Origin of the sequence: Catenulispora yoronensis (assembly GCF_039531695.1) — a bacterium.
In the GTDB taxonomy this organism is placed as follows: Bacteria; Actinomycetota; Actinomycetes; order Streptomycetales; family Catenulisporaceae; genus Catenulispora; species Catenulispora yoronensis.
The window spans coordinates 40994-64723 of the sequence record NZ_BAAAQN010000068.1 but is presented as its reverse complement, the minus strand read 5'-3'; the positions used below and the strand labels follow the sequence as shown (position 1 = coordinate 64723).

Genomic DNA, 23730 nt, shown 5'->3' with positions numbered 1-23730 from the left:
GTCATCCGCGCGGTCTCGGAATCCAGACGCGCCGTCTCGTCGAGCGGCGGCCGACCGCGACGACCGGCCGCATCGGTGTCCGGGAGCGGCGTCATCCGCGCGGTCTCGGAATCCAGACGCGCCGTCTCGTCGAGCGGCGGCCGACCGCGACGACCGGCCGCATCGGTGTCCGGAAGCGGCGTCATCCGAGCCGTCTCGGAATCCAGACGCGCCGTCTCGTCATAAGCCGCCCGACCGCGCCAATCGCCGATGTCGGACGCGGCGTCCTCCCCGAACGCCGCGGCGCGACCATGGCGACCGCCCGAGTCGGGCAGCTGATCAGAACGTTCTGAGAAGCTGCCGTAGCTGTCCTCGTACAGCGATCGGCCATGTCTACCGCCGGGATCAGCGGTGCCGTCGCCGTACAGGCCCGGATCGCCGATGTGATCTCCGTACAAGTCCTCGCGGTACAGGTCTTCGTGGAAGCTGGGCTCGAACTGCCCGGTCGCCGCGTCCATCCCGACCTCGGCCGCGCCCGCGGCTGCCGCCGCCCCCGCTCCCGCGCCGTTCCCGCCCCGGCGCACCCTGCGCCGCGTTCCCGACTCCGACAGCGTGTTCTCATACCCGCTGGGGTTCCCGGCGTGTTCGCGCTCGAAGTCCGGCTCGGCGCCGACCTCCTCGCCGACCTCCACCGGTCCGTCCAGCACCCGCCGCATGGCCGCGCCCATGTCGGCGCCGTCGCTCCACCGGCGCCCGGCGTCCTTCTCCAGCGCCCGCCACAGCACCTCGGCGGCCGGCGCGGCGACGTAGTCCGGCAGCGGCGGCGGTGGCTCGTGCATGTGCTTGTACATCACCGCGGCCGTGCTGGCCGCCTGGAACGGCTGCCGGCCCGAGAGCAGTTCGTACCCGAGGATCCCGACCGCGTAGACGTCGGCCGCCGGGGTCGGCGTCTCGGCCTGGAACAGCTCAGGGGCCAGATACGGCACGGTGCCCATCAGCGCGTCGGCGGCCGTCAGGCCCAGCGACTCGGCGGAGCGCGCGATGCCGAAGTCGGCCAGCACCACGCCGCCGGAGGTGAGCATCACGTTCGCCGGCTTCACGTCCCGGTGCACGACCCCGACCCGGTGCACGGCGGCCAGCGCGTCCAGCAGCGAGGCCAGCACCTTCAGGGCGAAGCGCGGTTCCAGCGGCCCGGTGCGGGCCAGGACCTTGTCCAGCGACTCGCCCTCGATGAACTCCATCACCAGGAACGCCGCGCCCGGGGTGTCCGGGTCGTCGGTCTCGGCGTAGCCGTAGTCGAAGACCCCGACGATGCCCGGATGGTCCATCATCGCCATCACCCGGGCCTCGGCCACGAAGCGGGCCCGGAACGTCGGCGTGTCCAGCAGCGCCGGCAGCACGATCTTGACCGCGACGGTGCGGCCCAGGACCAGGTCCCGGCCCCGCCACACCTCGCCCATCGATCCGCCGCCGATCCGTCTGCGCAGCTCGTAGCGGCCGTTCAGCACCTGGCCCGGTGTCGGCCCAGCCATGGTTCCCCCCAAACTTCCCTGCTAGCTGCTCCCCCTTTCCCCAAGAATAGGACGTCTGAACATCGCTTTCGGTTGCCCCCTTGATCGGTTCGGCGCCGGTAGTGGGCTTTCTCACGCCGAAACGGAACGGTACTTGCGCACGGAAAGCGGGACGAACACGGCGAGGATCACCAGCGACCAGAACAGCGAGACCCAGGTCGCGTGCTGGATCGGCCACGGCATCTTCGCAGTCCCCACATACCCGTCGGGGTTTCCCCATAGGTGGCGCAGCGCTTGCACCGTCGCCGAGACCGGATTCCAGTCCGCGATGTTCTGCAGCCACTGCGGCGACAGGGTCCGGGCCGGCACGAAGGCGTTGGACAGGAAGGTCAGCGGGAAGATCCAGATGAAGCCGATGGTGTTGGCGGCCTCGACGGTGCGCACCGACAGGCCGACCACGGCGCCGATCCAGCTCATCGCGTAGGCGAACAGCATCAGCAGCGCGAAGCCGGCCACCGCCTTGAGGAACCCGTCGTGGATGCGCCAGCCCACCAGCAGGCCGCAGATCGCCATCACCAGCAGCACGAACAGGTTCTGCAGCCAGTCGGCGGTGGTGCGCCCGGCCAGCACCGCCGAGCGCGAGATCGGCAGCGAGCGGAACCGGTCGATCAGACCCTTGTGCAGGTCGTCGGCCAGGCCCACGGAGGTGGTGGCGGCGGTGAAGGCCAGGGTCTGCACGAAGATGCCGGGCAGCAGGAACTCGCGATAGGCGGTCTTGCCCTCGGCGCCGGGCACCGGGATCGCGCCGCCGAACACGAAGGCGAACAGCAGCACGAACATGATCGGCTGGATCGAGGAGAAGACCACCATCTCCGGGATCCGGGTCATGCGGCGCAGATTGCGAAGGGTCACGACCCAGGCATCGTGCAGCGCGGTGGTCAGGCCGCCGCCCCCGGTCGGGGCCGCCGGGGCCAGGGTGTCCGAGGTCATCGTGCCGCCTCCTGCCGGGTGGGGCCGGCTGATCCGCCGGTACTGCCGGTGCCGCCGGTACTGCTTGTGCCGCCCGATCCGGCGGCACCGCCTGGTCCGCCGGTGCCGCCCGGTCCGCCCGGTCCGCCCGGCCGCTCCGGGCCGCCGGTGCCGCCGCCCTCGCCGCCCTCGCCGCCGTTCTCGCCCTCGTCCTCCGCGGGCCGCCCGGTCAGCTGCAGGAACACGTCGTCCAGCGTCGGGCGGCGCAGCGCCACGTCGTCGATCTTGATCCCGACCGCGTCCAGCCGCCGGATCGCCTCGACCAGCAGCTGCGCGCCGCCGGCCACCGGCAGCAGCACCTCGCGGGTCTGCTGGTGCACCCGGGCCTCGCCGGTCCCCATCCGGCCGAGCAGCTCGGCGGCCTCGGCCAGCCGGTCCCGGTCGGAGACCACGATCTGCAGCCGCTCCCCGCCGATCTGGGCCTTGAGCTGGTCGGCGGTGCCGCGGGCGATGACCTTGCCGTGGTCCACCACCGCGATGGTGTCGGCGAGCCGGTCGGCCTCCTCCAGGTACTGGGTGGTGAGCAGCAGCGTGGTGCCGCCGCGCACCAGCCCGGCGATCACGTCCCACATCGCGATCCGGGTCCGCGGGTCCAGCCCGGTGGTGGGTTCGTCCAGGAAGATCACCGGCGGCTTCACGACCAGCGCGGCGGCCAGGTCCAGGCGCCGCCGCATGCCGCCGGAATAGGTCTTGGACGGCCGGTCGGCGGCGTCGGTGAGGGTGAACTCCTCCAGCAGCTCCCCGGCCCGCTTCCCGGCCGCGGCCTTGCCCATGTGGTACAGCCGCCCGACCATCACCAGGTTCTCCCGGCCGGTCAGGTTCTCGTCGACGGCCGCGTACTGCCCGGACAGCCCGATCAGCCGCCGCACCTGGTTCGGCTTGTGCGCCACGTCCAGCCCGAGCACCGTGGCCCGGCCGGAGTCCGGCCGCAGCAGCGTGGTCAGCACCCGCACCGCCGTGGTCTTGCCCGCGCCGTTCGGACCCAGCAGGCCCAGGATCGTGCCCTCGGGCACGGCCAGGCTCACGCCGTCGAGGGCGCGCACCTCCTTGGCCTTCTTGGTGCCGCCGTAGATCTTGACCAGATCCTCGGCCTCGATGGCTGCCATGGTCCCGACGCTAATTCAGACCGCCGGAGGGCGGGCGGCGGGCGGTGCCCGGCAGTAGGCCGAACGGGTTCGGCCGGTACTGGTCGGCCAGTAGTGGTCGGCCAGTACTAGTACGACGTCGGCTCCGGCTGGTATCCCGCCGCCCGCAGCCGCGAGATCAGCGTCTCGGCGTGCGCGATCCCCCGGGTCTCCAGTTGCAGCGCCACCTCGACCTCGCCGAACGCCAGCGAGGGCCGGGTCCACAGGTGCTCGATGTCCATCACGTTGGCGTCGGCCTCGCCGAGCTCGGCGAGCAGCTCGGCCAGCGCGCCGGGACGGTCCGGGATGCGCAGGCGCATCGCCAGGAAGCGGCCGGCCGCGACCAGGCCGTGCCGGATCATGCGCATCATCAGCAGCGGGTCGATGTTGCCGCCGGAGAGCACGGCCACGGTCGGGGCGTCGAAGAAGTGCGGGTCGTCCATGATCGCCGCCACGCCGGCGGCGCCGGCCGGCTCGACCACCATCTTGGCCCGCTCCAACAGCAGCAGCATGGCCTTGGACAGCGACTCCTCGGAGACCACCCGGACCTCGTCGGCGGCGTGCGCGATGAGCTCGAACGGCACGTCGCCGGGGCGCCCGACGGCGATGCCGTCGGCCATCGTGGACATCCCGGCCAGCTGCACCGGCTCCCCGGCGGCCAGCGAAGGCGGGTAGGCCGCGGCGCCGGCCGCCTGGACGCCGATCACCCGCACGTCCGGCCGCTTGGCCTTGACCGCCACCGTGATCCCGGCCAGCAGCCCGCCGCCGCCGGTGGCGACCACGATGGTGCCGACCTCCGGGCACTGCTCGATGATCTCCAGGCCGACGGTGCCCTGGCCGGCGATCACGTCCGGGTGGTCGAACGGGTGGATGAAGGTGGCGCCGGTCTCGGCGGCGAAGGCCCGGGCGGCGACCAGCGCCTCGTCCACGGTGCGGCCGGCGAAGCGCACGTGCGCGCCGTAGGCCTCGGTCGCGGCGACCTTGGGCAGCGGCGCGCCCTCGGGCATGAACACCGTCGACTTGCTGTCCAGCAGCGACGCCGCGAGCGCCACGCCCTGCGCGTGGTTGCCGGCGCTGGCCGCCACCACGCCGTGGGCGCGCTCGGCCGGGTCCAGGTTGGCGATGCGGACGTAGGCCCCGCGGATCTTGAAGGACCCGGTGCGCTGAAGGTTCTCGCACTTGAACTGCACCGGCCCGCGGACCTTCTCCGACAGGGTGCGGGAGCCTTCCAGCGGGGTCCTGCGGGCCACGTCGGCCAGCTGTTCGCGGGCCCGCTCCACATCGTCCAAGGTCACGGTCGCCATTGACATGACCCCAGTCTCGCAGGTCACCGGACGTCCCACGAGTCGCGTTCCGGAACTAGTTGCATGACACATGCATCTAGGCGTATGCTTGCAGCAACCAAGTATCCGGCACCGCGATCAGGAGAGAAGAAGCGACCGATGAGCGGCGACCAGCGTCCCGGCGAGCGCCTGAGCGACGAGGAGTACACCGAGCTCGGAAAGACCGTCGGCATGCTGTTTCGGGGCGTCATGCGCTCCCGCAAGGAGCCCGAGGGCGGCCAGATCGCGGTGCTGATGATGCTGCACAAGTGCGGTCCGACCCGGTCCAGCGACCTGGCCAAGGAGCTGTTCCTGGACCAGTCGACGGTCTCGCGCCACGTGGCGCACCTGGAGGCCGACGGCCTGATCGAGAAGGTGGCCGACCCCAACGACCGGCGGGCGACCCAGCTGCACCTGACCGAGCTGGGCCACAAGCACGTCAAGGACTTCTGGCAAAAGCGCATCGACTCGATGCGCGAGGGCTTCGGGCACTGGGACCCGGAGGACCTGCGGACGCTGTCCCGGCTGATGTCCCGGTACGTCGAGGACTTCAGCGCGATGATCGCGAAAAACATCGAGGCGAAGAACGGCCCCACAACGGAAGACGGAAGTAGCGCATGAGTGAGACCACCGGAACCACCCCCGAAGCGATAGCGAGCCCTCAGGCACCACAGGTGGCCGAGGGCTCCACCATGACCCACAAGCAGATCCTGGTGGTCTTCGGCTCCCTGATGCTGGGCCTGCTGCTGGCCTCGCTGGACAACACGATCGTCGGCACGGCGATCCGCACCATCATCGGCGACATCGGCGGCAAGGACGGCCTGGCCCGGATGCCGTGGGTGACCACCGCCTACGTGCTCGCCTCGACCGCGGCCACGCCGATCTACGGCAAGCTGTCGGACCTGTTCGGCCGCAAGCCGCTCTACATGACCGCGATCGGGCTGTTCCTGCTCGGCTCGTTCCTGTCCGGCTTCTCGCAGAACCTGGACGAGCTGATCGCCTTCCGGGCGTTGCAGGGCCTGGGCGCCGGCGGCATCCTGGGCCTGACCTTCGCCATCGTCGGCGACGTGGTCCCGCCCCGGGAGCGCGGCAAGTACCAGGGCCTGTTCGGCGGCGTGTTCATGCTGGCGATGGTGGCCGGCCCGCTGCTCGGCGGGATCTTCACCGAGCACAGCTCGATCATGGGCGTCACCGGCTGGCGCTGGGTGTTCTACGTGAACCTGCCGATCGGGATCATCGCGCTGTTCGTCATCAGCGCCGTGCTGCACCTGCCCAAGCGGCGGGTCAAGGCGGCCATCGACTACATCGGCGCGACGCTGGTCGTGGCCGGCGTGGTGGCCCTGCTGCTGGCGGCGCAGATGGGCGGCCAGCAGTACGCCTGGAGCTCCCCGGTGATCATCGGCCTGGCCGTCGGCGGCCTGGTGGTGCTGGCGCTGTTCGTGCTCTGGGAGCTGCGCACGCCCGAGCCGATCCTGCCGATGCGGCTGTTCCGCGGCTCGGTGTTCCGGATCTCGAACATCATGGGCTTCCTCATCGGCATGGTGATGATGGGCGCGATGATGTACATCCCGTTCTACTTCCAGGTGGTGGACGGCGACAGCCCGACCAAGGCCGGACTGCGGATGCTGCCGATGATGGTCGGCCTGCTGACCACCTCGATCAGCTCCGGGCGGATCATCAGCAGGACCGGGCGCTACCGGTTCTTCCCGATCGTCGGGATCGCGGTCACCACGGTCGGCCTGGGCCTGATGACCACCATGGACGAGAACACGGACACGCTGCTCAGCTCGCTGTTCATGTTCATCGTCGGCCTGGGCCTGGGCGCCACGATGCAGGTGCTGATCCTGGCGGTGCAGAACGCGGTCGAGATGAAGGACATGGGCGTGGCGACCACCTCCTCCACCTTCTTCCGGTCGCTGGGCCAGACCTTCGGCGCGGCGGTCATGGGCGCGATCCTGACCAACCAGCTGACCAGCCACCTGCGGTCCAACGCGGGGAACGGGCCGGGCATGGCCACCGTGCGCGACCACGGCATGGAGGTCCTGCAGAGCCAGGACGCGATGAGCAGGCTGCCGGCCGGCATGCAGCACATGCTGGTGCACTCGTTCACGCAGGCGCTGTCCACGGTGTTCCTGGTGGGCGCGGGTCTGGGCCTGCTGGCCTTCGGGGCCAGCTGGTTCCTGAAGGAGCACCGGCTGCGGTCGATGGCTCCGACGCCGGCCGCGCGGCCGGAGGGCGTGGACGTGGAGGCGCCGGCGCTGGCGCACTGAGCGGGGCCGGGTAGGTACCGGCAAGGATTAAAAGGAATTCACACGGCTGCGGCCGCCCGGGAGGTCCCGGGCGGCCGCAGCCGTTCTGTGTGCGGGAGCCGGCGCTCGGCCGGCTCGGCTTTCTGCGGATTCGGTCTTCCAGGGACTCAGCCTTTTGCCGGGCTCAGTCTTTGGGCGGACTCAGGCTTTTGCCGGGCTCAGCCTTCGGGCGAACTCAGCCTTCGAGTGAACTCAGTCCTCGGCGGACTCGACGCCGGAGACCTCGCGGCCGCCGCGGAACACCAGGACCAGGCCGCGCTCAAGGTCCCAGTCGCAGGTACAGGTCACCGAGACGCACACCTCCTGGTCGCCGTCGGCCTCGCGGGCGACGGTCGCCTCCACGCCGAGCTCGACGTACTCCCAGACGGCGTCCGGACCGGCGATCGCGACGATCTCGGCGGGACCGGCGTCCGGTTCGAGGCCGGGGACGGCCAGGCCGTCCGGGTCGTCGGCGGCGTCGTCGGCGCCGGCGTCCGGATCGGCGTCCGGATCCGCGTCCGGGTCGGCATCGGCGGGCTCGCCGACGCCGGCCGCCTCGAACGCCGCGCGCGCCTGCTCGTAATGCGCGAACACGGCTCTCGACGCGGCTTTGAGGGCGGAGTCGTCGAGGCCCAGGAAGGCCTCGATCGCGTCGTGGAAGTCTTCGGGGTCGTCGTCATCGTCGTAGCCCTCGACGAAGAACTCGACTTCGTTGTAGTCCAGCACCGGCACCGTGACCGGGTGGCTGATGTAGGTTTCGTCGTCGGCCTCGACGGGGCCCAGACCGGGGATCTCCATGGCGCGACGATATCCAAACGGCGACGGCGGAGACCAACCTGTCGCCGATGGCTGAGATGTCGGCCGCGCCGCGGGATCCGCCTTCTGCGTTCCTCAGTCCACCCGATCGGCCGACCAGTAGGCGTCGCCGCGCAGGATCAGCGCCGCCGCGCCGACCAGCCCGGCGTCCTGGCCCAGATCGGCCGGGACCACCTTCAGGTTCTTGGTGAAGTCCAGCCGGGCGTGCCGGTACAGCGCCGAGCGCAGCGGCTCGAACAACAGGTCCCCGGCCTGCACGATGCCGCCGCCGATGGTGACCAGCTCCAGGTCGCACAGCGCGGCGGCGCCGGCGATGGCCACGCCCAGGGCGGTGCCGGCGCGGGTGAAGGCGGCCTGCGCGATGCCGTCGCCGGACCGGGCGTCCTCGGTGAGGTCCTTGCCGGTGCGGCTGTCCTGGCCGGCGCGCCAGCCCTGGGCCGCGGCCCACGCCGCCATCCGCGGGCCGCTGGCGACCGCCTCCAGACAGCCGGTGCCGCCGCAGGCGCAGGGCGTCTCCTGGTCCACGACGACGTGCCCGATGTGCCCGGCGTTGCCCTTCGCGCCGTCGATCAGCCGGTCGCCGAGGATCAGGCCGCCGCCGACCCCGGTGGAGACCACCATGCCGAGCATGTTCCCGGTGCCGCGCCCGGCGCCCTGCCAGTGCTCGGCGGCGGCCAGGCAGATGGCGTCGTTGTGCAGCCGCACCTCGCGCCGGAAGTCGGCCTCCAGCCGCCAGCGCAGCGGGAAGCCGCGCCAGCCGGGGATGTTCAGCGGCGAGACCTCGCCGGCCGGCCAGCGCATCGGGCCGCCGCAGCCGACGCCGACGGCCCGGTAGCCGTCCCGGCCGTAGGGCAGGTGGTCGACGGCGTCGAGCAGGGCCGCGTACAGCGCCTCGCCGTCCGCGCCGGCCCCGGAGGGCGTGGGGACCCGGTAGGAGGCGAGCACCTCCCCGGTGCCGTCCACCGCCCCGACCGCCATCTTCGTGCCGCCGATGTCGATAGCCAGGACCGGGGGCTGCGGAGTCGCCGCGGCGTCCGGGGCAGCGCCCCCGGAGGTGTCTGTCACCGTCATGGCAGACACCTTAGGGGGTGCCGAATCAGCTTCCGGAGAAGCTCAGGAGATACGTCACCTGCTGCTGCAACGCCTGCGCGGTGGCGGGGGTGATGACGCCCTGGGTCTGCTCGGCGGAGATCAGGCCGTTGAGGGCGGCCACGGCCTGGTTGTAGGCGTTCGACCCGGCCGGCGCCGCCTTGATCCGGGAGAGTCCCTGGTTCAGCGCACCCGCCGCCGTGGTGTCCTTGACCTGGTTCTTGATGATGTCCGAGGTCTGCGACTCGGCCTGCTGCGGGCTGGTCGGCGCGACCGCCGCCGGGGTGGTGGGGACGCCGCCGGGGGCGTTCGGCGAGCTGGGCGCGCCGGGGGTGCTGGGGGCCGTGGTCGGGCCGCCGGTGGGACCGCCGGTCGGGCCGCCGGTGGAACTGCCCGTCGACCCGCCTGTCGAACCGGCGGAGGACGCCGAGGCGCCGGGCGACTCGGTGCTGCCGGGCGTGGACGGCGCGCCGGCCGTCGAGCCGGCGGTGTCGGTGGCGCTCGAGGCGCTGGCGCCGGACGTCGCGGTGTCGGTCGCGGAACTGGCGGTGGAGGTGGCGGTCGCGGCGGCGGTGTCGCTCGGGCTGATCGATCCCGCCGCGCTGGACGCGGCGGCCCCGACCGTCGTGTCGGACGCGCTCGCGTTCGCCCCCGCCGTGCTGGCGCCGGCCTGGGTGTTGGACGCGTTGGGGCTCGCGATGCCGGTCGAGGAGTGGCTGGAGCCGTGGACGCCGTAGCCGATCCCGATGCCGATCGCGACGCCGAGGACCGCGCTGCCGGAGGCGACCAGCCAGGGCTTGGGCTTGGGCGACGGGGCCGAGTGCGAAGGGCCGGTCGGGGAGGTGGGCGTCGTGGGCGGGGCGGCGGCAGCAGTGGCGGTCGCGACGGAGCCGGACTGCGCGGGCAGCTGCTGCGTGGTGGCGCCGGCATTGGCCGCCGAGGCGGCGGAAGCGGCGTTGGCGGCGTTGGCCGCGGCTTCGGCGAGCGCCGCGGCGACCGCGACCCCGACAGCCGCTTCGATGGCCTTGGCCTCGTGCCGCTCGGCAGCGAGGGTGGCCGTCCGCGTGGCCTCGGTCCGCGCGTTGGCGACCTCGATGCGGTGGCGCTCCTCGGCGGCGGTCATCTCGGTGCGAAGACGCTCCTCGACCTCGGTGACCGCGAGGGCGATGGCCGCGGTGCTCGCGACAGCGAGGGCTTCCTCGCCGGCCGCCGCGTGCTCAGCACGTTGAGCCGCCAGCTCCGCGTTGTGACGCTCCGCAGCGGCTGCGAGCTCGGCGCGGTGCCGCTCCTCGACCTCAGCAACCGCCAGGGCAACTGCTGCGCCACTCGCCGCAGCGAGCGCCTCCTCACCGGCCGAGGCATGCTCAGCGCGTTGAGCTGCCAGCTCGGCGCGGTGCCGCTCCTCGACCTCAGCGACCGCCAGGGCAACTGCCGCGCCACTCGCCGCAGCGAGGGCTTCCTCGCCGGCCGAGGCGTGCTCAGCCCGCTGCGATTCCAGCTCGGCCCGATGCCGTTCCTCAAGCTCCGCGGTCGCCGCCGCCACAGCCGCCAGGCTCGCCACAGCTATGGCTTCCTCGCGAGCTGCCGAATGCCGCTCCTCCAGCTCCGCGGTCGCCGCCCCCAGCTCGGCGCGGTGCCGCTCCTCGGCCTCCGCGACCGCCAGTGCGACAGCCGCACCGGCCGCCGCCGCCAGCGCCTCTTCGCCGACCGAGGCGTGCTCGGCCCGCGTCGACTCCAGCTCCGTGCGGTGCCGCTCCTCGATCTCCGCGATCGCGGCCGCGACAGCCGCGGCGCTCGCAGCCGCTATCGCTTCCTCGCTGGCGACCGCGTGCCGTTCCTCGACCGCGGTCAGCTCGGCCCGGTGCCGTTCCTCGAACTCGGCCACCGCCAGGGCCACCGCCGCGGCACTCGCCGCAGCGACCGCCTCCTCGCCGACCGAGGCGTGCGCGACCCGCGTGGACTCCAGCTCCGCGGTGTGCCGCTCCTCCACCTCGGCGAGCGCCAGCACCACCGCCGCTTCCGACGCCGCCAGGATCGCGGCCTCGTTCGCCAGCGCGTGCGCCGCCTCGGCCTCGGCCAGGGCCTGCGTCACCGCGGCGGCGATGGCGGCCTCGGTCAGGGCGGCGGTCGTCGCCTGGTGCTCGGACAGCGCCGAGGCGACCGCCGATTCGCGCTCGGCGGAATGCCGTTCGTCGGCCTCGGCCAGGGCCACGGCGATCGCCGCCGCGCTGGCCAGGGCGACCGCTTCCTCGTCGACGCGGCTGTGCGTCGCCTCCGCCTCGGCGAGCGCCGCCGCCACCGCGGCCGCGGTCGCCAGCGCCACCGCTTCCTCGGTCGCGGCCGACGCGCGCAGGTCCGCTTCGGCGAGCGCCGCCAGGACGGCGGTCTCGCGCGCGGCCTCGCACTCGGCGAGGGTGATCATGCCCTTCGTCGGCAGGCCCGCGGTCGGGCTCACGGAGGGCGACCAGGTGCCGGAGTCGGCGTCCTCGACGCTCGCGCCCAGCGACTCGCCGGCCGCCTCCGCCGCCAGGGCGAGGGCCGCGGTCGCGGCGGCGGCGCGCTCGGCGACGATCACCGGGACGGGCAGCGCGGCCACGGTCTCGGCCCGGCCGCGCAGCACCGCGACCACCTCGGACATCGACGGCCGGACGTCGACCTCGCCGGACATGCAGCCGGCGAACAGCACCGCGAGCTCGGAGCCCTCGCCGAAGTACTCGGTGATGCGGCCGATGGCGATCTCGCGGCGGAAGGCCAGCAGGGCTATGAGTTCCTCGATGCTGCCGCCCACGGCCACGCCGCCGTGGACCCCGCCGGCCGCTTCGAGGCGGGCCCGGTGCAGGTCCTCGCGGACGATCTCCCAGCCGAAGATGCAGACGTAGAGCAGCCACGACAGCGCGTACACGTCGTCGGCCGTGGACGCCGCCGCGCCGCCGAGGCGGGCCGAGGTCACGAAGCCGGACTCGGCCTCGCCCCGCAGCGTCGCGGAGTCGCCTTCGAAGGCCAGGCCCAGGGCCAGGTCGACGAAGACGCTGCCCTTGCTGCCCAGCCACACCGAGTCGGTGTGCAGCCAGCCGTGCACCAGGCCGGCGGCGTGGACGGTCTCGAAGACCTCGGCGACGCTCAGCGCGACCGTGACCAGTTCCGTCGACGACAGCGCGCCCTTCATCAGGTGCGCGGTCAGCGAGGAGCCCTTGTCCTGGTCGTAGACCGCGAACTCGATGTAGCTGTCGCTCTTGTGGATCAGTTTGTGGGAGTGCGAGTCGTGGTCGGTGACGACCCGGTCCTCGTGCGCGATCCGCTTCTGCCCGGCCTCGCGCACCACGGCGATGGCCGGGTGCTGCACACGGGTCAGCGAGGAGACGGCGTTCTCCAGGCCGCCGGTCGCCGAGACCTGGATCCACACCCGGCGACGGCGCACCGAGTCGGAGGCGAGCCAGAGCTCACCGATCCCGCGGTGCCACAAACGCCGCGAAAGGGTGTAGCGACCTGCGAGGACGATGCCCGCGGAGACTCCCGATATTCCTGCCACGGCGGCTAATTGTGCACGGCGCCGATCCCCTTGCACAGCGGGTGTACCCCGCCAGGATACGTATTTTCGTCTAGTCCCCCCGGTCGTTCACCGGACCGTCTCTCACCTGCGCTCCGTCGCTATCACCACCGCCACCCCGAGCACGACGATCACGCCGCCGACCACCACCGCGAGCGTGATCGACTCGCCGAGGAACAGGGCGCCGAGAGCCACCGCGACGACCGGGTTCACATATGCATATGTTGAGACCAGGGATATCGGGGCGTTGTTAAGCAGCCATACATATGAGGAAAACGCAACAAGCGAGCCGGCCGCGACGAGATACAGCGTCGCCCACGCCGACGTCCCGGTGATCGCCGCCGGATCGAAGCTCTCGCCGTGCAGCGCCGCCGCGACCGCGCAGCCGAGGCCGCCGAACACCATCTGATAGGCGGAGGCGACGAAGGGGTCCTTCGGAGGGGTCAGCCAGGTCTTCGACGCCACCGAGCCGAGCGCCCAGCTGACCGAGGCCACGACCACCAGCGCCACGCCGAGGAAGTAGTTGTGCGCGACGCCGCCGCCGGGGCGCATCAGCACCACCAGGCCGACGAAGCCGATCAGCACGCCGAGCAGCGTCCAGCGGTTCGGCCGGTCCTTGGCGACCACGCGCCACACCACGATCCACAGCGGGACCGAGGCCACCAGCAGCGCCGACATGCCGGTGGGGATGTACTGCTCGGACAGGACCACGCCGCCGTTGCCGCCGAGCAGGAGCAGGACGCCGATCGCGGCGGCGGACAGGAGCTGGGCGCGGGAGACGCGCAGGGCGGACGGGCCGCGGCGGATCGCGATGAAGGCGGCGAGGATCAGGCCGGCGAGGGTGAAGCGGAGGCCGGCGGAGGAGAGGGGCGGGATCGATTCGATCGCGTAGCGGATCGCGAGGTAGGTCGATCCCCAGACGAAGTAGACGGCGACGAGGGCGGTCCAGGCGGCGGAGGACATGCGGGGGGTGGTGGGGGCTTCGCGGGCCTCGGGGACTTTGGGGGCCTCGGCTGCCCCGGAAACTTCGACTGCCTCGGGGACCTTGGGGACCTCGGGGACCTCGGACGCGGCCAGTGCCGCGGCCGCCGGTGCCTCGTCCGCCGGGGTCGTCGCCTCATCCGTCGGGGTCGTCCCGAATCGCCCCTCGCTCGCGGCAAGTGTCATAGCCCTGATCCCTCCGCGCCCCTGACGTTATGCTGCCAGGCTGGGGGATCGGCGGCGTCAAGAACAAGGGCCACTCCATCGGGAGTGGCCCTTGCCGGCGAGGTCAGGTCTCAGCCGAGCGCGCGCAGCAGGTCCGCGAGCAGGTCGTCCACCGACTCGATGCCCACCGACAGCCGCACCAGGTCGTTCGGGACCTCCAGCGGCGAGCCGGCGGCGCTGGCGTGCGTCATCCGGCCCGGGTGCTCGATCAGCGACTCGACGCCGCCGAGCGACTCGCCGAGCGTGAACAGCTCGGTGCGCCCGCACAGGTCGACCGCCTCCTGCTCGCCGCCGGCCACCCGGAACGAGATCATGCCGCCGAAGCCGGACATCTGCTTGGCCGCGACCTCGTGACCGGGATCGGTCTCCAGGCCGGGGTAGTGCACCGCGGTCACCTTCGGATGCGCGACCAGGGCCTCGGCGATGCGCTGCGCGTTGGAGCAGTGCCGGTCCATCCGCACCGCCAGGGTCTTCACCCCGCGCAGCACCAGCCAGGCGTCGAAGGGCCCGGCGACGGCGCCCATCGCGTTCTGGTGGTAGGCCAGCTGCCCACCGAGCTCCTCGTCGGCCACCACCAGCGCGCCCCCGACGACGTCGGAGTGGCCGCCCATGTACTTGGTGGTGGAGTGCACCACCACGTCGGCGCCGAGCGCCAACGGCTGCTGGAGGTAAGGGGTGGCGAAGGTGTTGTCCACGACCAGCAACGAGCCGGTCTCATGAGCGATCACCGCCAGCCCGGCGATGTCCGCGATGCCGAGCAGCGGATTGGAGGGAGTCTCGACCCAGATCGCCTTGGTCTTGCCCGGCACCACAGCCGCGCGCACCGCCGCCGGATCCGACATGTCGGCCGCGGTCCACCCGAGGCCCCAACGCGAGAGCACCTTGGAGAACAGACGGAACGTGCCGCCATACGCGTCGGCCGGGATGACGACGTGATCGCCGGGAATGCAGACGGTCCGCAGCAGACAGTCCTCCGCGGCCAGCCCCGAAGCGAAGGCCAGACCGGTGCGACCACCCTCGATCGCGGCCAAGCAGTCCTCCAGCGCCTTGCGAGTGGGGTTGGCGCTGCGGGAGTACTCGTAACCGTTGCGCAGGCCGCCGACACCGTCCTGCTTGTAGGTCGAGACCTGGTAGATCGGAGGGACGACGGCGCCGGTCAGCGGGTCCGGGTCCTGGCCGGCGTGGATGGCCAGGGTCTCGAAGGCGGCGTGGGCGTGGGCGTCAGATGCGGACATGGTGTTTAGGTTACGCGTTCGGTGCCGGGCGGCCGGGGGTGGAGGTGGTGGGGCGGGGTGGCGTCGGTGCAGTGGGGGGTGGTGGGGAGACGGAGATGGCAACCGTGGGGGTGGGGGCGGCGATGGTGGGAGCGGCGGCAGCAGCAGCGGTAGCGGCGGTGGCGGCTACTTCCGCGCCAGGGCTCTCGCTCAGGCTCTCGCTCATGCCCTGGCCCGAACTCTTCGCGGCTTCAGCCATCCGGCGTAACCGCCGCCGCTCCACCAACCGCCCACGCTGCCGCACGACATAAAGCAGCACCACCGCCCCGACCACGATCACCGAGATGAACATCAGTATCAGCGTCTGCCACGACCCGATCTCATTCCGCGCGTGATGCACCCCGGCCGTGCCTATGTCCACCGGCCCACTGGGCACGCCCGGGTCATCGTCGTCCACGAACGCACCCATCACCCGCACCGCGAGCGAACCCATCACGCCTCCTGAGCCCCAGTCTCATCATCCGAAAAGGACAATACCGATCTTTCGCTCATTCGCACCCTGGCCGCGTCCCACGGTGTGAAGCGACGAGAATGCACGCGGACAACACCGCCTACAGGGAGCCGTCCGGCACACCATGACCACCGCCCAAGACCTCTTCCGAACGCTGATCCACCACAACCTCGCGCCCCGACTACGCGCCCTCGGCTGGCAGGGCAGCGGCCAGAGGTACCTGCTCCCCGATCCCCGCTCGTGGGCGCAGATGGGCTTCCAGCGCTCGCGCAGCAATACCGCCGCCTCGGTCCGCTTCACCGTCAACATCTCGGTCATCGGCAAAGCGGCCTGGGCCGAGTTTCGGAGCGAGCAGCCCGACATGCCGCTCCGCCCCCGGCCCGGCGCGCATTACTGGCCGTCCTCGTTCCACTGCAAGCGGATCGGGGATCTGATGCCCGCGGACGAGGACATCTGGTGGGAGCTGGCCGCCGGTCACTCGACCGAGGACGTCAGCCGGGTCGCCGACGGCGTCTACGCCGCCATCGCCGAGTACGCCATGCCTGCGGTCCAGCGGATGCTGGCGCAGGCCGGCGTGGCGGTGGTCACCGGCCCGGACGCAGGTCCGGTTACTGGCCCTGGGCAGCCTTGATCCGCTGCACCTGGAGCTGACCCAAGTGGGCCAGGGTCGCGCCCATCTGCTGGAGGGTCGTGGTGTCGGTCGTCATCGGCCCGACCAAGGCGATCTCGCTGATCGTGGAGCCGACCTGGTCGACCTCGACCGCCGCCAGGAGCTGGTTGCCGCCGATGGTCATGGTGTTGACGTAGCCGACCTGGCCGTCCTTGATCAGCTGCGGGATGGGGTCGAACGCCATCTGCACCTGGTCGGAGTCGTCGGCCATGGTCAGGGACTTGCAGGCGTGGAGGCCCGCGGTCACGTCGGCGATCATCGCGGCGGCCTTGTCGGGCGAGGGCATGACGGCGATCGAGTCGCGGATGACGTGGTTCTCGGCCTTCTTGTCCAGCTGGCGGTCGGCCTCGGCGACGGTGCCGTACTTCGTGGACAGCGCGTCCTGCGCGTCGATGAACGCCTGGCAGGCGGCGCCGCCGACGGTCACCTTCTCCGGGGTGTCGGTGGTCGACGTCTCGTCCCGGGCGGCGTCGAACGTGTAGCCGGGATCGTCCTTGTCGGTCAGCAGGAGCGGCTTGAGCTGGGCCGCCGTCAGTGTGCTGCCGCTGCCGCCGGTGGCGCCGCTGGAGGACGCGCCGGACGCCGCCGTGCTGGGCTTGCTGCTGGACTTGCCCGAAGCGCTCGACTTGCCGGACGAGCTCGACGTGCCCGAGGCGTCGGCGCCGACCGCCGCGTCGGAGTCGGCCACCGTGGCGGTGGGCACTCCCGTCGACAGCCCCGGCTTGCCCTTGCCGCCCGCCGCCTTCGATCCGCCCACACTGCCGGAAGTGCTACATGCCGTCGCAGTCAGAACAGCCGCGACGACGGCTGATATCGCGACGCTTTTAACCCCGTAGTGCATGTTAGTTCCCATATTTCCACCCGAAGGGAAGCACTGCGCCCTGGATCCCCGAAGTGCAGCGCATTGACCAAACGTTTGAAAGATAGCAGCGGGCGCCAACGGCCATCCGGGCCGCCTTGCCATTCGGGATAACGCTCAGAACAACGTCGGCGGCTCGGCCGGAATCGGCTCGGGCAGCACATCCAGTTCCGGCACCCGGCTCCGGACATCGTCGTGAAAGCGCCGCGCCAGGACCGGCGCCTCGTCGTTGTCGGGCGTATGGATGAACACTGTCGGCGAGCGGCCTTCGCGAAGCCAGTCCGCGGTGATGTCGGCCCACGGCTGCCAGCCCTCGGCCGTCTGCTCGGAGTCGTCGCGGCCGATATAGCGGACGACAGGAAAGCGAGTCAGTGCACGAGTACGGCGCGGAAGACGCGGCTTCTTGGTCCAGGCTTCGCGTTCGGCATCGGTGGACGGCGGCGTTTCGTAGAGCACCTGGGTGTCGAAAGGAACCCATTCGGCGTCGGCCTCGGTCAGAAGCTTCTCCAGGCGTTGTTCGGCGGCCGGGTCCTCGAAGAAGGCGGGATGCCGGACTTCGACGGCGTAGCGGTAGTTCTGCGGGACGCGGCTGAGGAAGGCAGCCAGCGTCGGCAGGTCCCCGGGGCCGAAGGAGGCCGGGAGCTGGATCCACAGCGCCGCATTACGGCCGAGAGGTTCGATAGCGGTGAAGAAGACGTGGAGTGGTCCGCCCGCGGTGAAGACCTCGGCGGAGAGGCGGCGTTCGTGAGTGACCGGCTTCGGAAGCTTGAGCAAGAAGCGGAAGTCCTCGGGTGCCTGCGCGGCCCAGGATTCGGCGGTCTCGCGGGACGGCGTCGCATAGAACGTGGTGTTGCCTTCGACCGCGTTGCACCACGTCGCATACGCGCGCAGGCGCTCACGCGGCGGAAGCGGATGTGGCACCAGACGCCCCTGCCAGGACGCGTAGGTCCACATCGCGCAGCCGACGTGGAGTTTCATGTCTCCGAGCCTAGTGTCCGAAACAGCCGGTGTTTGGAGAGCAGCCAGGAGCCGGCTATCGCGACGCCGACGAGCGTGCGGAACAGCCACTCCAGGCCGGTCGGGTAGAGCGTGCCGGTCAGGTGTGTCTCGACGAAGCCCTTCGGGATGCCGGGTTCGCCGCCGCGTTCCCGGGCCCAGTTCTCGACGGCCGTCAGCGGGCACGTCAGCTTCAGCCCGAGCATGAGCAGGCACACCCACACGACGGAGGCTACGTGCGCGTACAGCAGCCGCGGCCACCGCAGGCTCAGGAAGCCGCCGACGACCACGAACGCGACGAAGGCGATGTGCACCGCCACCGTGATGTCGGCCAGGAGTCGGTAACCCATGGCGTCCAGCCTGGTTCGCCGGGCCGATGGGCGACAAGCGTGCGGATACTCAATCGGGGACTAAGTATCCTGCGACGCTTGTGGGGCATGCCTGATCTACGACTCCGCTATAACGCCAGCGGCTCAGGCAATGCAGGCTGCGCGGCGCCGGTGACACCGTTCCGCTACGCGTAGTACCGGTGGCCGACCACGTGGCTGCCCTCCATCGACGCGCCGCCGGTACCGACCGCCGAGTCGGCCTGCGAGCCGGACAACGAGCCGGACAGCGGGTCGGGCTGCGAGCCGGACAGCGAGTCGTCGCCAGGGAACGCGCCCGAGCCGCCCGAGTGCTGGAAGCTCGCGCCCGGGAAGGCACCCGGGGCCTGGAGCGCGTCGGCGGGCATCGACCCGTTCTGGTAGTTGTCCATGGCGACCCGGCCCACCTGCTCGAAGAGGTTGGCGGCCGGCGCGGCCGGGTTGTGGAACGCGCCGAGCGGGCCGCCGGCCTGGTCGCTCTGCGGGAGATCGCCACCGGTCAGCCAGGAGCCGCCGGTCGCCATGCCGCCGTCCATGCCCGCCCCGGCCCGCACGGCGTGGCCGTCGCCGAGCCAGGAGGCGGCGTCCATGCTGGCGTCGCTGCGCGGCACGTGCGGACCGGGCGTCCACGCGTCGGCGTCCATGGCCGCGTCGGCGACGGGGACGGCCGGACCGGCCGCCCACTGGTCGGCGTTCAGGCTCAGGTCGGCGGGCGGGGCGGTGGCGCCGGGCACCCACGCTCCGGACTCCGGGGCCGACACCTCGTGGTACGCGCTGTGCGAGCCGCTGCGCCACAGGTCGTCGGCCTTCGGCGCGTGCTGCGGCTCGCTGGTGATGCGGTAGTCCGGCGGCGTGCTCGGGCCGTGCGAGGGGCCGGTCGAGTGCTGGGGCGGATCGGCCGGCTGCTGCGGCGGGTCGACCGGCTGGTGCGGGTCCGCGACCGGCGGGTCCGCGACCGGCGACGGCATGGTGACGCGCGTGACCTGGTCGGGATCGGGATCGGGGTCCGCGGGCGGGAAGGCGTGGTCCGGCGGCGACGACGGATCGCTGGGAACGCTGGGATCTCCGGGGGCGTGCTTCGGCGGACCGTCGTGATCGTGGTGATGGCCGGGGTCACGATCATGGTCACGGTCACCGTCGTGGTCGCGGTCGTGGTCCGGATCCTGGTTCGGATCGCCGTCGTGCTGGCCGGGCTTGTGGTCCGGATCCTGGTTCGGATCGCCATCGTGTTGGCCGGGCTTGTGGTCCGGATCCTGATTCGGATCGCCGTCATGCTGGCCAGGCTTGTGATCCGGATCCTGGTTCGGATCGCCATCGTGCTGACCCGGCTTGTGATCCGGATCCTGGTTCGGATCGCCGTCATGCTGACCCGGCTTGTGATCCGGATCCTGATCCTGATTCGGGTTAGGGTTCGGGTCCGGATTGGGCTTCGGGTCCGGATTCGGCTTCGGATGCGCCGTCGGATCCCCACCCCCGTGGTGATCCCCAGTACCCGGCTTCGGCTGGCGCCGCCGCCCGCCGTCGTCCCCGTCGTGCGGGTGGTGCACCACCGGGTGCAGGACCTGGTACGCCTGGTCCCTCGCGGCCTGCGGGACCCCGTCCAGCCCGACGATGTCGCCCGCGTGGTCGTGGATGTAGCGCTGGCGCGCCGCGTCGTCGAGGCCGTTCCACCACAGCGTCACGTCCTGGGGCTTCGAGCCGGCCGGGGGCATGCCGGCGGTCTCGACGTCCTGTCCGGCCGCCGGGTCCAGGATCAGCTGCGCGGGGTCGCCGCCGGCGTTCTTGAAGCGCTCGTCGAAGGTGGTGCCCGCGGTCGAGGAGCCGGGGCCGGTGATCTTCGACAGCGCCGCCGCCAGGTGCGCGGCGTCCTCCAGGGCCTGGTGGCAGGCGTTCGCCGCGTTGGTGTTGTCGGTCTGCGCCTGGAGGGCCGCGGTGCGGGCGGCTATCAGCGCCCGCTGCTCCGGTGCCCACGCGTACGGGCCGACGAACTCCGTCGGCTGGTGTCCGGGCGCCGCGAGCTGGGAGCCGGGGGCGTTCTTCTGCTGCTGGAGCATCAGGTCGCGGCCGAGCTTGTCGACCCAGCGTTGGTACTCGCCGTCGTCCATCTTGTGGCAGGGCGGCCCGTCGCCCAGGCAGTTGTACTTGCCGTAGGCGCTGACGCCCTGGCCGACCGCCGTCGCCGACTTGGAGCGCGCGTCGCCCAGCGACTTCTGGTACGCCGTCAGCGCCGAGGCCGCGTCCTCGTAGGACTGCCGCAGCTTCTGCAAGTGGTCCGGCAGCGGCTCGCAGGCCGCGCGGAACGCGTCGCCGGAGGCACCCATCCAGCCGTTCAGCGCCCGGTCGGCGAGCAGCCCCACCACACCGCTGCGGGCCCGGTCGGCGTCGTCGGCCAGGCTGTGCATGCGCGAGATGAGGTAGTCCAGCTTCGCCGGATCCCCGGGCACCGGATCGGTGTCCAGCCCGAGCAGCGTCCACTGGTTGTTGCGTGGTGCCACGTTCTGCGCTCCCGTCCCCGTGTCCGGGCCGCCCGTCGGCCCGACGTGTCAGTCTTCGAAATCCGCGGCGCGCGGCCTCACATCAGGTCCCGCCGGTGGTGCGGGGCCGGGGCCAGCGAGGTGTCCATCGCCCGGATCTTGGCGACCGTGTCGTCGCACATCTTGGACAGCGCGCTCATATAGGAGTCGATGACCGTCCGGCCCTCTTTCCAGGCCGTGTCGAAGTCGACCAGCGCGTTCTGCACGGCGTTGGAGGCCGCGTCGGTCCCCAGCTGGTCGTCGCAGGAGGCGAACTCGACCGGCTGGTCGATCCCGGAACGCACGCTGCTCAGCGCGTTGCCCCAGTCCTGGATCCCGCCCAGATCGATGACGAGCTGCTCGTGGCTGGCCACGGCACATCCACCCCCTGACATCCCCGCACCCGACAGTGGGTCGCATCCTAACCCGACGCCGCGATCCGGGGCGACCTTGATCCGATCGCCTGTACGACAATCCGTTGCTTGCCAGTGCTTCCACGGCCCACAGCGCACACTAGATCGGCGCGCCGGGGAGGGGGCCCCAAGACATTGGTGCTTATATGAGTTCCATGGCTCCACTGTCTTGGCTGCACTCGACGGCCCGCAGCCTCGACCGGTTCCAGCAGCGCCACCCGGTGACCGCCTTCCCGATCGCGGTCTGGCGGGAGCTGCAGAAGGCCAAGGTCGGCTACCTCAGCGCGATCCTGACCTTCTTCGCCTTCGTCTCGCTGTTCCCGCTGCTGCTGATTCTCACCACGGTGCTCGGCGCCGTCCTGCGCCATTACCCGAACATCCAGGAGCGGGTCCTCAACTCGGCCCTGGTCGACTTCCCGGTGATCGGCGACCAGCTGCGCACCAACGTCCACGGCTTCGCCCGCAACGGCGTCGGCCTGGCGGTCAGCATCATCACCACGGTGGTCGGGGCGCTCGGGCTGGCCAACGCCGCGCAGTACGTGATGAACATGCTCTGGGGCGTCCCCGAGGAGCGGCGGCCCCGGTTCCCGAAGTCCGGGCTGCGCAGCCTCGGGATCATCTCGACCATAGGGCTCGGGGTGCTGTCCACCACGGTGCTGAGCGCGATCGGCGAGTGGACCAGCGGCCACGCCTTCAGCCTCGGCTTCCGGATCGCCCTGGTGGTCGCCTCGTTCGTGCTGACCGGGCTGCTGTTCTGGATGGGCCTGCGGATCGCCACCGCGCCGGAGGTCCGCACCCGGGACCTGTTCCTCGGCGCGGTGCTCACCACGGTGGTCTGGCAGGGCCTGCAATACCTCGGCGGGGCGATCGCCGCGCATCAGCTGCGACATTCCTCGGCCTTGTACGGCGTCTTCGGCCTGGTGCTCGGGCTGCTGGCGTGGATCTACCTCCAGGCCCGGCTGACGCTGATGGCCGTGGCCACCGACGTGGTCCGGGCCCGCAGGTCCTGGCCCCGCTCACTGTTCGACTGATCCGGCGGTCCGTCAGTTGTAGCAGGGCGATATACGCCGCCGGACCCTCGACAAAAACCGATCAGCCGCAGATGATCTCAAGGACACAGATCATCTCAATGAGCGATCAAGCGCGTCGGTGTCAGCGTGCCCGGCGGATCGCGTAGGATCGCCTGAATCCCCACAAGCTGTTAGGAACCGATGCGATGCGCCCGCTCGACTCCGCCCGCATCGGGCTGGGCCCCTCCGCGTTCGCCCACGGGGTCCGGCACCACCTGAACCGCTTGCGTCCCGGCAAGATCATGCCTAACGGCTTCCGGCGCAAGGCCCTGGCCGTGTCGATCGCTGTCGGTGCCACCATAATCACCAGCGGTCCCGCTCACGCGAGCATCGCCTACAGCCCCCTGCCGAAACTCCCGGCGCTCAGTGTCGCCTCGCTCACCGAGCGCTACGACCTGAACCGCGCCGCGATGGTGAAGGCCGCGAGCGAGGCCGAGCACGGCGGCGACGCGATGCTCGCGCACACGCTGCGCAACCTGTCGATCGCGGACCGGGACTTCCTGTCCTTCGACCCCTCCGGCGACGGCCGGGGCATCGAGGTCGTCGGCGACCTGGTGCACGCCAAGCGGATCGCGGTCGTGGTGCCGGGGGCCGGCAACACCCTGTCCAACTTCGACAGCGTCAAGGGCCCCGGCGGCGGCGCCGAGGCGCTGTGGTCGCAGGCCCAGGACCTGGGCGCCGGCGGTTCGCTGGCGGTGATCGGCTGGCTCGGCTACGACCCGCCGTCGGTGGACAGCATCCATGTCACCACGCTGGGTCACGCCGAGGCCGGGGCCAGGGCGCTGAAGGGGTTCCTGAACCAGCTCAAGATGGTCAACCCGGCCCCGGTGACGCTGATGTGCCACAGCTACGGCTCGGTGGTGTGCGGCCAGGCCGCGCACGCGGTCAAGGCCACCGACATCGCGGTGTTCGGCTCCCCCGGCATGGGCGTGGGCTCGGTCGCCGACCTGAACACCGGGGCCCGGGTCTGGGCCGGGCGCGGCGCCAACGACGGCATCGCCGACGTCCCGCACGTCCAGGTGGACCTGCTCGGCGTGGACCTCGGCTTCGGCGACGACCCGGTGGACCCGGCGTTCGGCGCCCGGCGGTTCGACGCCGGCCGCGGCGGCCACAGCGACTACCTGCGCCCCGGCAGCCCCGCGCTGCGGAACCTGGCGCTGATCGCGATAGGGCGGGGCGACGAGGTGACGGCGCCGTAGGGCGCCCGG

Annotated in this window: 20 protein-coding genes; 5 read left to right on the top strand and 15 right to left on the bottom strand. The window is 71.4% G+C overall.

Translation table 11 applies throughout. From position 1 onward, the window contains the following. From ABD481_RS38795 to ilvA, 4 genes are all read right to left on the bottom strand, one after another. Window positions 1-1511: serine/threonine-protein kinase (locus ABD481_RS38795; RefSeq protein WP_344670875.1), on the bottom strand; the 1511-nt coding region annotated here is incomplete at its 3' end. Window positions 1512-1622: 111 nt separating this feature from the next. Then, window positions 1623-2480: an ABC transporter permease gene (locus ABD481_RS38790; protein WP_344670874.1), complete on the bottom strand. Its 858-nt coding sequence runs from the start codon at window positions 2478-2480 to the stop codon at window positions 1623-1625. Beyond that, window positions 2477-3625, bottom strand: a complete 1149-nt coding sequence (locus tag ABD481_RS38785; protein WP_344670873.1) for an ATP-binding cassette domain-containing protein — start codon at window positions 3623-3625, stop codon at window positions 2477-2479. The genes ABD481_RS38790 and ABD481_RS38785 overlap by 4 nt, the downstream gene beginning before the upstream one ends. Before the next feature lie 107 nt (window positions 3626-3732). After that, window positions 3733-4953 carry a threonine ammonia-lyase gene (gene ilvA, locus ABD481_RS38780; protein ID WP_344670872.1) on the bottom strand — a complete coding sequence of 407 codons (1221 nt, stop codon included), beginning with the start codon at window positions 4951-4953 and terminating at the stop codon, window positions 3733-3735. Window positions 4954-5085: 132 nt separating this feature from the next. Between ilvA and ABD481_RS38775 the strand changes: the two genes are divergently transcribed. Together ABD481_RS38775 and ABD481_RS38770 are read left to right on the top strand one after the other, a co-directional pair. Further along, on the top strand, window positions 5086-5586 hold the full coding sequence (locus ABD481_RS38775; RefSeq protein WP_344670871.1) for a MarR family winged helix-turn-helix transcriptional regulator: 501 nt from the start codon (window positions 5086-5088) through the stop codon (window positions 5584-5586). Further along, window positions 5583-7235, top strand: coding sequence for an MDR family MFS transporter (locus ABD481_RS38770; RefSeq protein WP_344670870.1), 1653 nt, complete (start codon window positions 5583-5585; stop codon window positions 7233-7235). Before ABD481_RS38775 ends, ABD481_RS38770 begins: the two co-directional genes overlap by 4 nt. Window positions 7236-7466: 231 nt before the next feature. On the opposite strand, the gene ABD481_RS38765 is transcribed toward ABD481_RS38770, so the two are convergent. The 6 genes from ABD481_RS38765 to ABD481_RS38740 form a co-directional block, all read right to left on the bottom strand. Continuing rightward, window positions 7467-8051 (bottom strand): DUF6985 domain-containing protein, encoded by a 585-nt coding sequence (locus ABD481_RS38765; RefSeq protein WP_344670869.1) that lies wholly within the window; start codon window positions 8049-8051, stop codon window positions 7467-7469. 93 nt (window positions 8052-8144) lie between these two features. Continuing rightward, window positions 8145-9140 (bottom strand): ROK family protein, encoded by a 996-nt coding sequence (locus ABD481_RS38760; RefSeq protein WP_344670868.1) that lies wholly within the window; start codon window positions 9138-9140, stop codon window positions 8145-8147. A 25-nt stretch (window positions 9141-9165) separates the two neighbouring features. Further along, on the bottom strand, window positions 9166-12687 hold the full coding sequence (locus ABD481_RS38755; protein ID WP_344670867.1) for a serine/threonine-protein kinase: 3522 nt from the start codon (window positions 12685-12687) through the stop codon (window positions 9166-9168). Between the two features lie 102 nt (window positions 12688-12789). Next, complete coding sequence (locus ABD481_RS38750; protein ID WP_344670866.1) at window positions 12790-13872, bottom strand: EamA family transporter; 1083 nt, start codon at window positions 13870-13872, stop codon at window positions 12790-12792. A gap of 110 nt (window positions 13873-13982) precedes the next feature. Continuing rightward, complete coding sequence (locus ABD481_RS38745; protein ID WP_344670865.1) at window positions 13983-15146, bottom strand: cystathionine gamma-synthase; 1164 nt, start codon at window positions 15144-15146, stop codon at window positions 13983-13985. Between the two features lie 10 nt (window positions 15147-15156). Beyond that, window positions 15157-15618 carry a hypothetical protein gene (locus ABD481_RS38740; RefSeq protein ID WP_344670864.1) on the bottom strand — a complete coding sequence of 154 codons (462 nt, stop codon included), beginning with the start codon at window positions 15616-15618 and terminating at the stop codon, window positions 15157-15159. Window positions 15619-15760: 142 nt separating this feature from the next. On the opposite strand from ABD481_RS38740, the gene ABD481_RS38735 reads away from it, so the two are divergent. Further along, a complete protein-coding gene (locus ABD481_RS38735) occupies window positions 15761-16267 on the top strand; it encodes a DUF4304 domain-containing protein (protein WP_344670863.1) in 507 nt (168 codons plus the stop codon). On the opposite strand, the gene ABD481_RS38730 is transcribed toward ABD481_RS38735, so the two are convergent. The 5 genes from ABD481_RS38730 to ABD481_RS38710 all read right to left on the bottom strand — a co-directional run bounded on the left by ABD481_RS38730 (window position 16245) and on the right by ABD481_RS38710 (window position 21413). After that, complete coding sequence (locus tag ABD481_RS38730) at window positions 16245-17063, bottom strand: sensor domain-containing protein (RefSeq protein ID WP_344670862.1); 819 nt, start codon at window positions 17061-17063, stop codon at window positions 16245-16247. The genes ABD481_RS38735 and ABD481_RS38730 overlap by 23 nt on opposite strands. A 219-nt stretch (window positions 17064-17282) precedes the next feature. Further along, window positions 17283-18143 carry a DUF72 domain-containing protein gene (locus tag ABD481_RS38725; protein ID WP_344670861.1) on the bottom strand — a complete coding sequence of 287 codons (861 nt, stop codon included), beginning with the start codon at window positions 18141-18143 and terminating at the stop codon, window positions 17283-17285. Continuing rightward, the gene (locus ABD481_RS38720; RefSeq protein WP_344670860.1) at window positions 18140-18511 is read right to left on the bottom strand and encodes a DUF2784 domain-containing protein; all 372 of its coding nucleotides are present in this window, start codon (window positions 18509-18511) and stop codon (window positions 18140-18142) included. The genes ABD481_RS38725 and ABD481_RS38720 overlap by 4 nt, the downstream gene beginning before the upstream one ends. Before the next feature lie 164 nt (window positions 18512-18675). Next, on the bottom strand, window positions 18676-21021 hold the full coding sequence (locus tag ABD481_RS38715; RefSeq protein WP_344670859.1) for a WXG100 family type VII secretion target: 2346 nt from the start codon (window positions 21019-21021) through the stop codon (window positions 18676-18678). 77 nt (window positions 21022-21098) lie between these two features. Next, window positions 21099-21413: a hypothetical protein gene (locus ABD481_RS38710; protein WP_344670858.1), complete on the bottom strand. Its 315-nt coding sequence runs from the start codon at window positions 21411-21413 to the stop codon at window positions 21099-21101. Between the two features lie 194 nt (window positions 21414-21607). Between ABD481_RS38710 and ABD481_RS38705 the strand changes: the two genes are divergently transcribed. Both ABD481_RS38705 and ABD481_RS38700 read left to right on the top strand, forming a co-directional pair. Then, entirely contained in the window at window positions 21608-22483 is an 876-nt protein-coding gene (locus tag ABD481_RS38705) for a YihY/virulence factor BrkB family protein (protein WP_344670857.1), read from the top strand. A gap of 185 nt (window positions 22484-22668) precedes the next feature. Continuing rightward, window positions 22669-23721, top strand: coding sequence for an alpha/beta hydrolase (locus ABD481_RS38700; RefSeq protein ID WP_344670856.1), 1053 nt, complete (start codon window positions 22669-22671; stop codon window positions 23719-23721). The last annotated feature ends 9 nt before the right edge of the window (window positions 23722-23730 follow it).

Coding starts and splice junctions, on each gene's coding strand:
- ABD481_RS38735 (WP_344670863.1), top strand. CDS start 15,761: ATGACCACCGCCCAAGACCTCTTCCGAACGCTGATCCACCACAACCTC.
- ABD481_RS38775 (WP_344670871.1), top strand. CDS start 5,086: ATGAGCGGCGACCAGCGTCCCGGCGAGCGCCTGAGCGACGAGGAGTAC.
- ABD481_RS38745 (WP_344670865.1), bottom strand. CDS start 15,146: ATGTCCGCATCTGACGCCCACGCCCACGCCGCCTTCGAGACCCTGGCC.
- ABD481_RS38765 (WP_344670869.1), bottom strand. CDS start 8,051: ATGGAGATCCCCGGTCTGGGCCCCGTCGAGGCCGACGACGAAACCTAC.
- ABD481_RS38740 (WP_344670864.1), bottom strand. CDS start 15,618: ATGGGTTCGCTCGCGGTGCGGGTGATGGGTGCGTTCGTGGACGACGAT.
- ABD481_RS38785 (WP_344670873.1), bottom strand. CDS start 3,625: ATGGCAGCCATCGAGGCCGAGGATCTGGTCAAGATCTACGGCGGCACC.
- ABD481_RS38750 (WP_344670866.1), bottom strand. CDS start 13,872: ATGACACTTGCCGCGAGCGAGGGGCGATTCGGGACGACCCCGACGGAT.
- ilvA (WP_344670872.1), bottom strand. CDS start 4,953: ATGTCAATGGCGACCGTGACCTTGGACGATGTGGAGCGGGCCCGCGAA.
- ABD481_RS38705 (WP_344670857.1), top strand. CDS start 21,608: ATGGCTCCACTGTCTTGGCTGCACTCGACGGCCCGCAGCCTCGACCGG.
- ABD481_RS38790 (WP_344670874.1), bottom strand. CDS start 2,480: ATGACCTCGGACACCCTGGCCCCGGCGGCCCCGACCGGGGGCGGCGGC.
- ABD481_RS38700 (WP_344670856.1), top strand. CDS start 22,669: ATGCGCCCGCTCGACTCCGCCCGCATCGGGCTGGGCCCCTCCGCGTTC.
- ABD481_RS38725 (WP_344670861.1), bottom strand. CDS start 18,143: ATGAAACTCCACGTCGGCTGCGCGATGTGGACCTACGCGTCCTGGCAG.
- ABD481_RS38720 (WP_344670860.1), bottom strand. CDS start 18,511: ATGGGTTACCGACTCCTGGCCGACATCACGGTGGCGGTGCACATCGCC.
- ABD481_RS38760 (WP_344670868.1), bottom strand. CDS start 9,140: ATGACGGTGACAGACACCTCCGGGGGCGCTGCCCCGGACGCCGCGGCG.
- ABD481_RS38770 (WP_344670870.1), top strand. CDS start 5,583: ATGAGTGAGACCACCGGAACCACCCCCGAAGCGATAGCGAGCCCTCAG.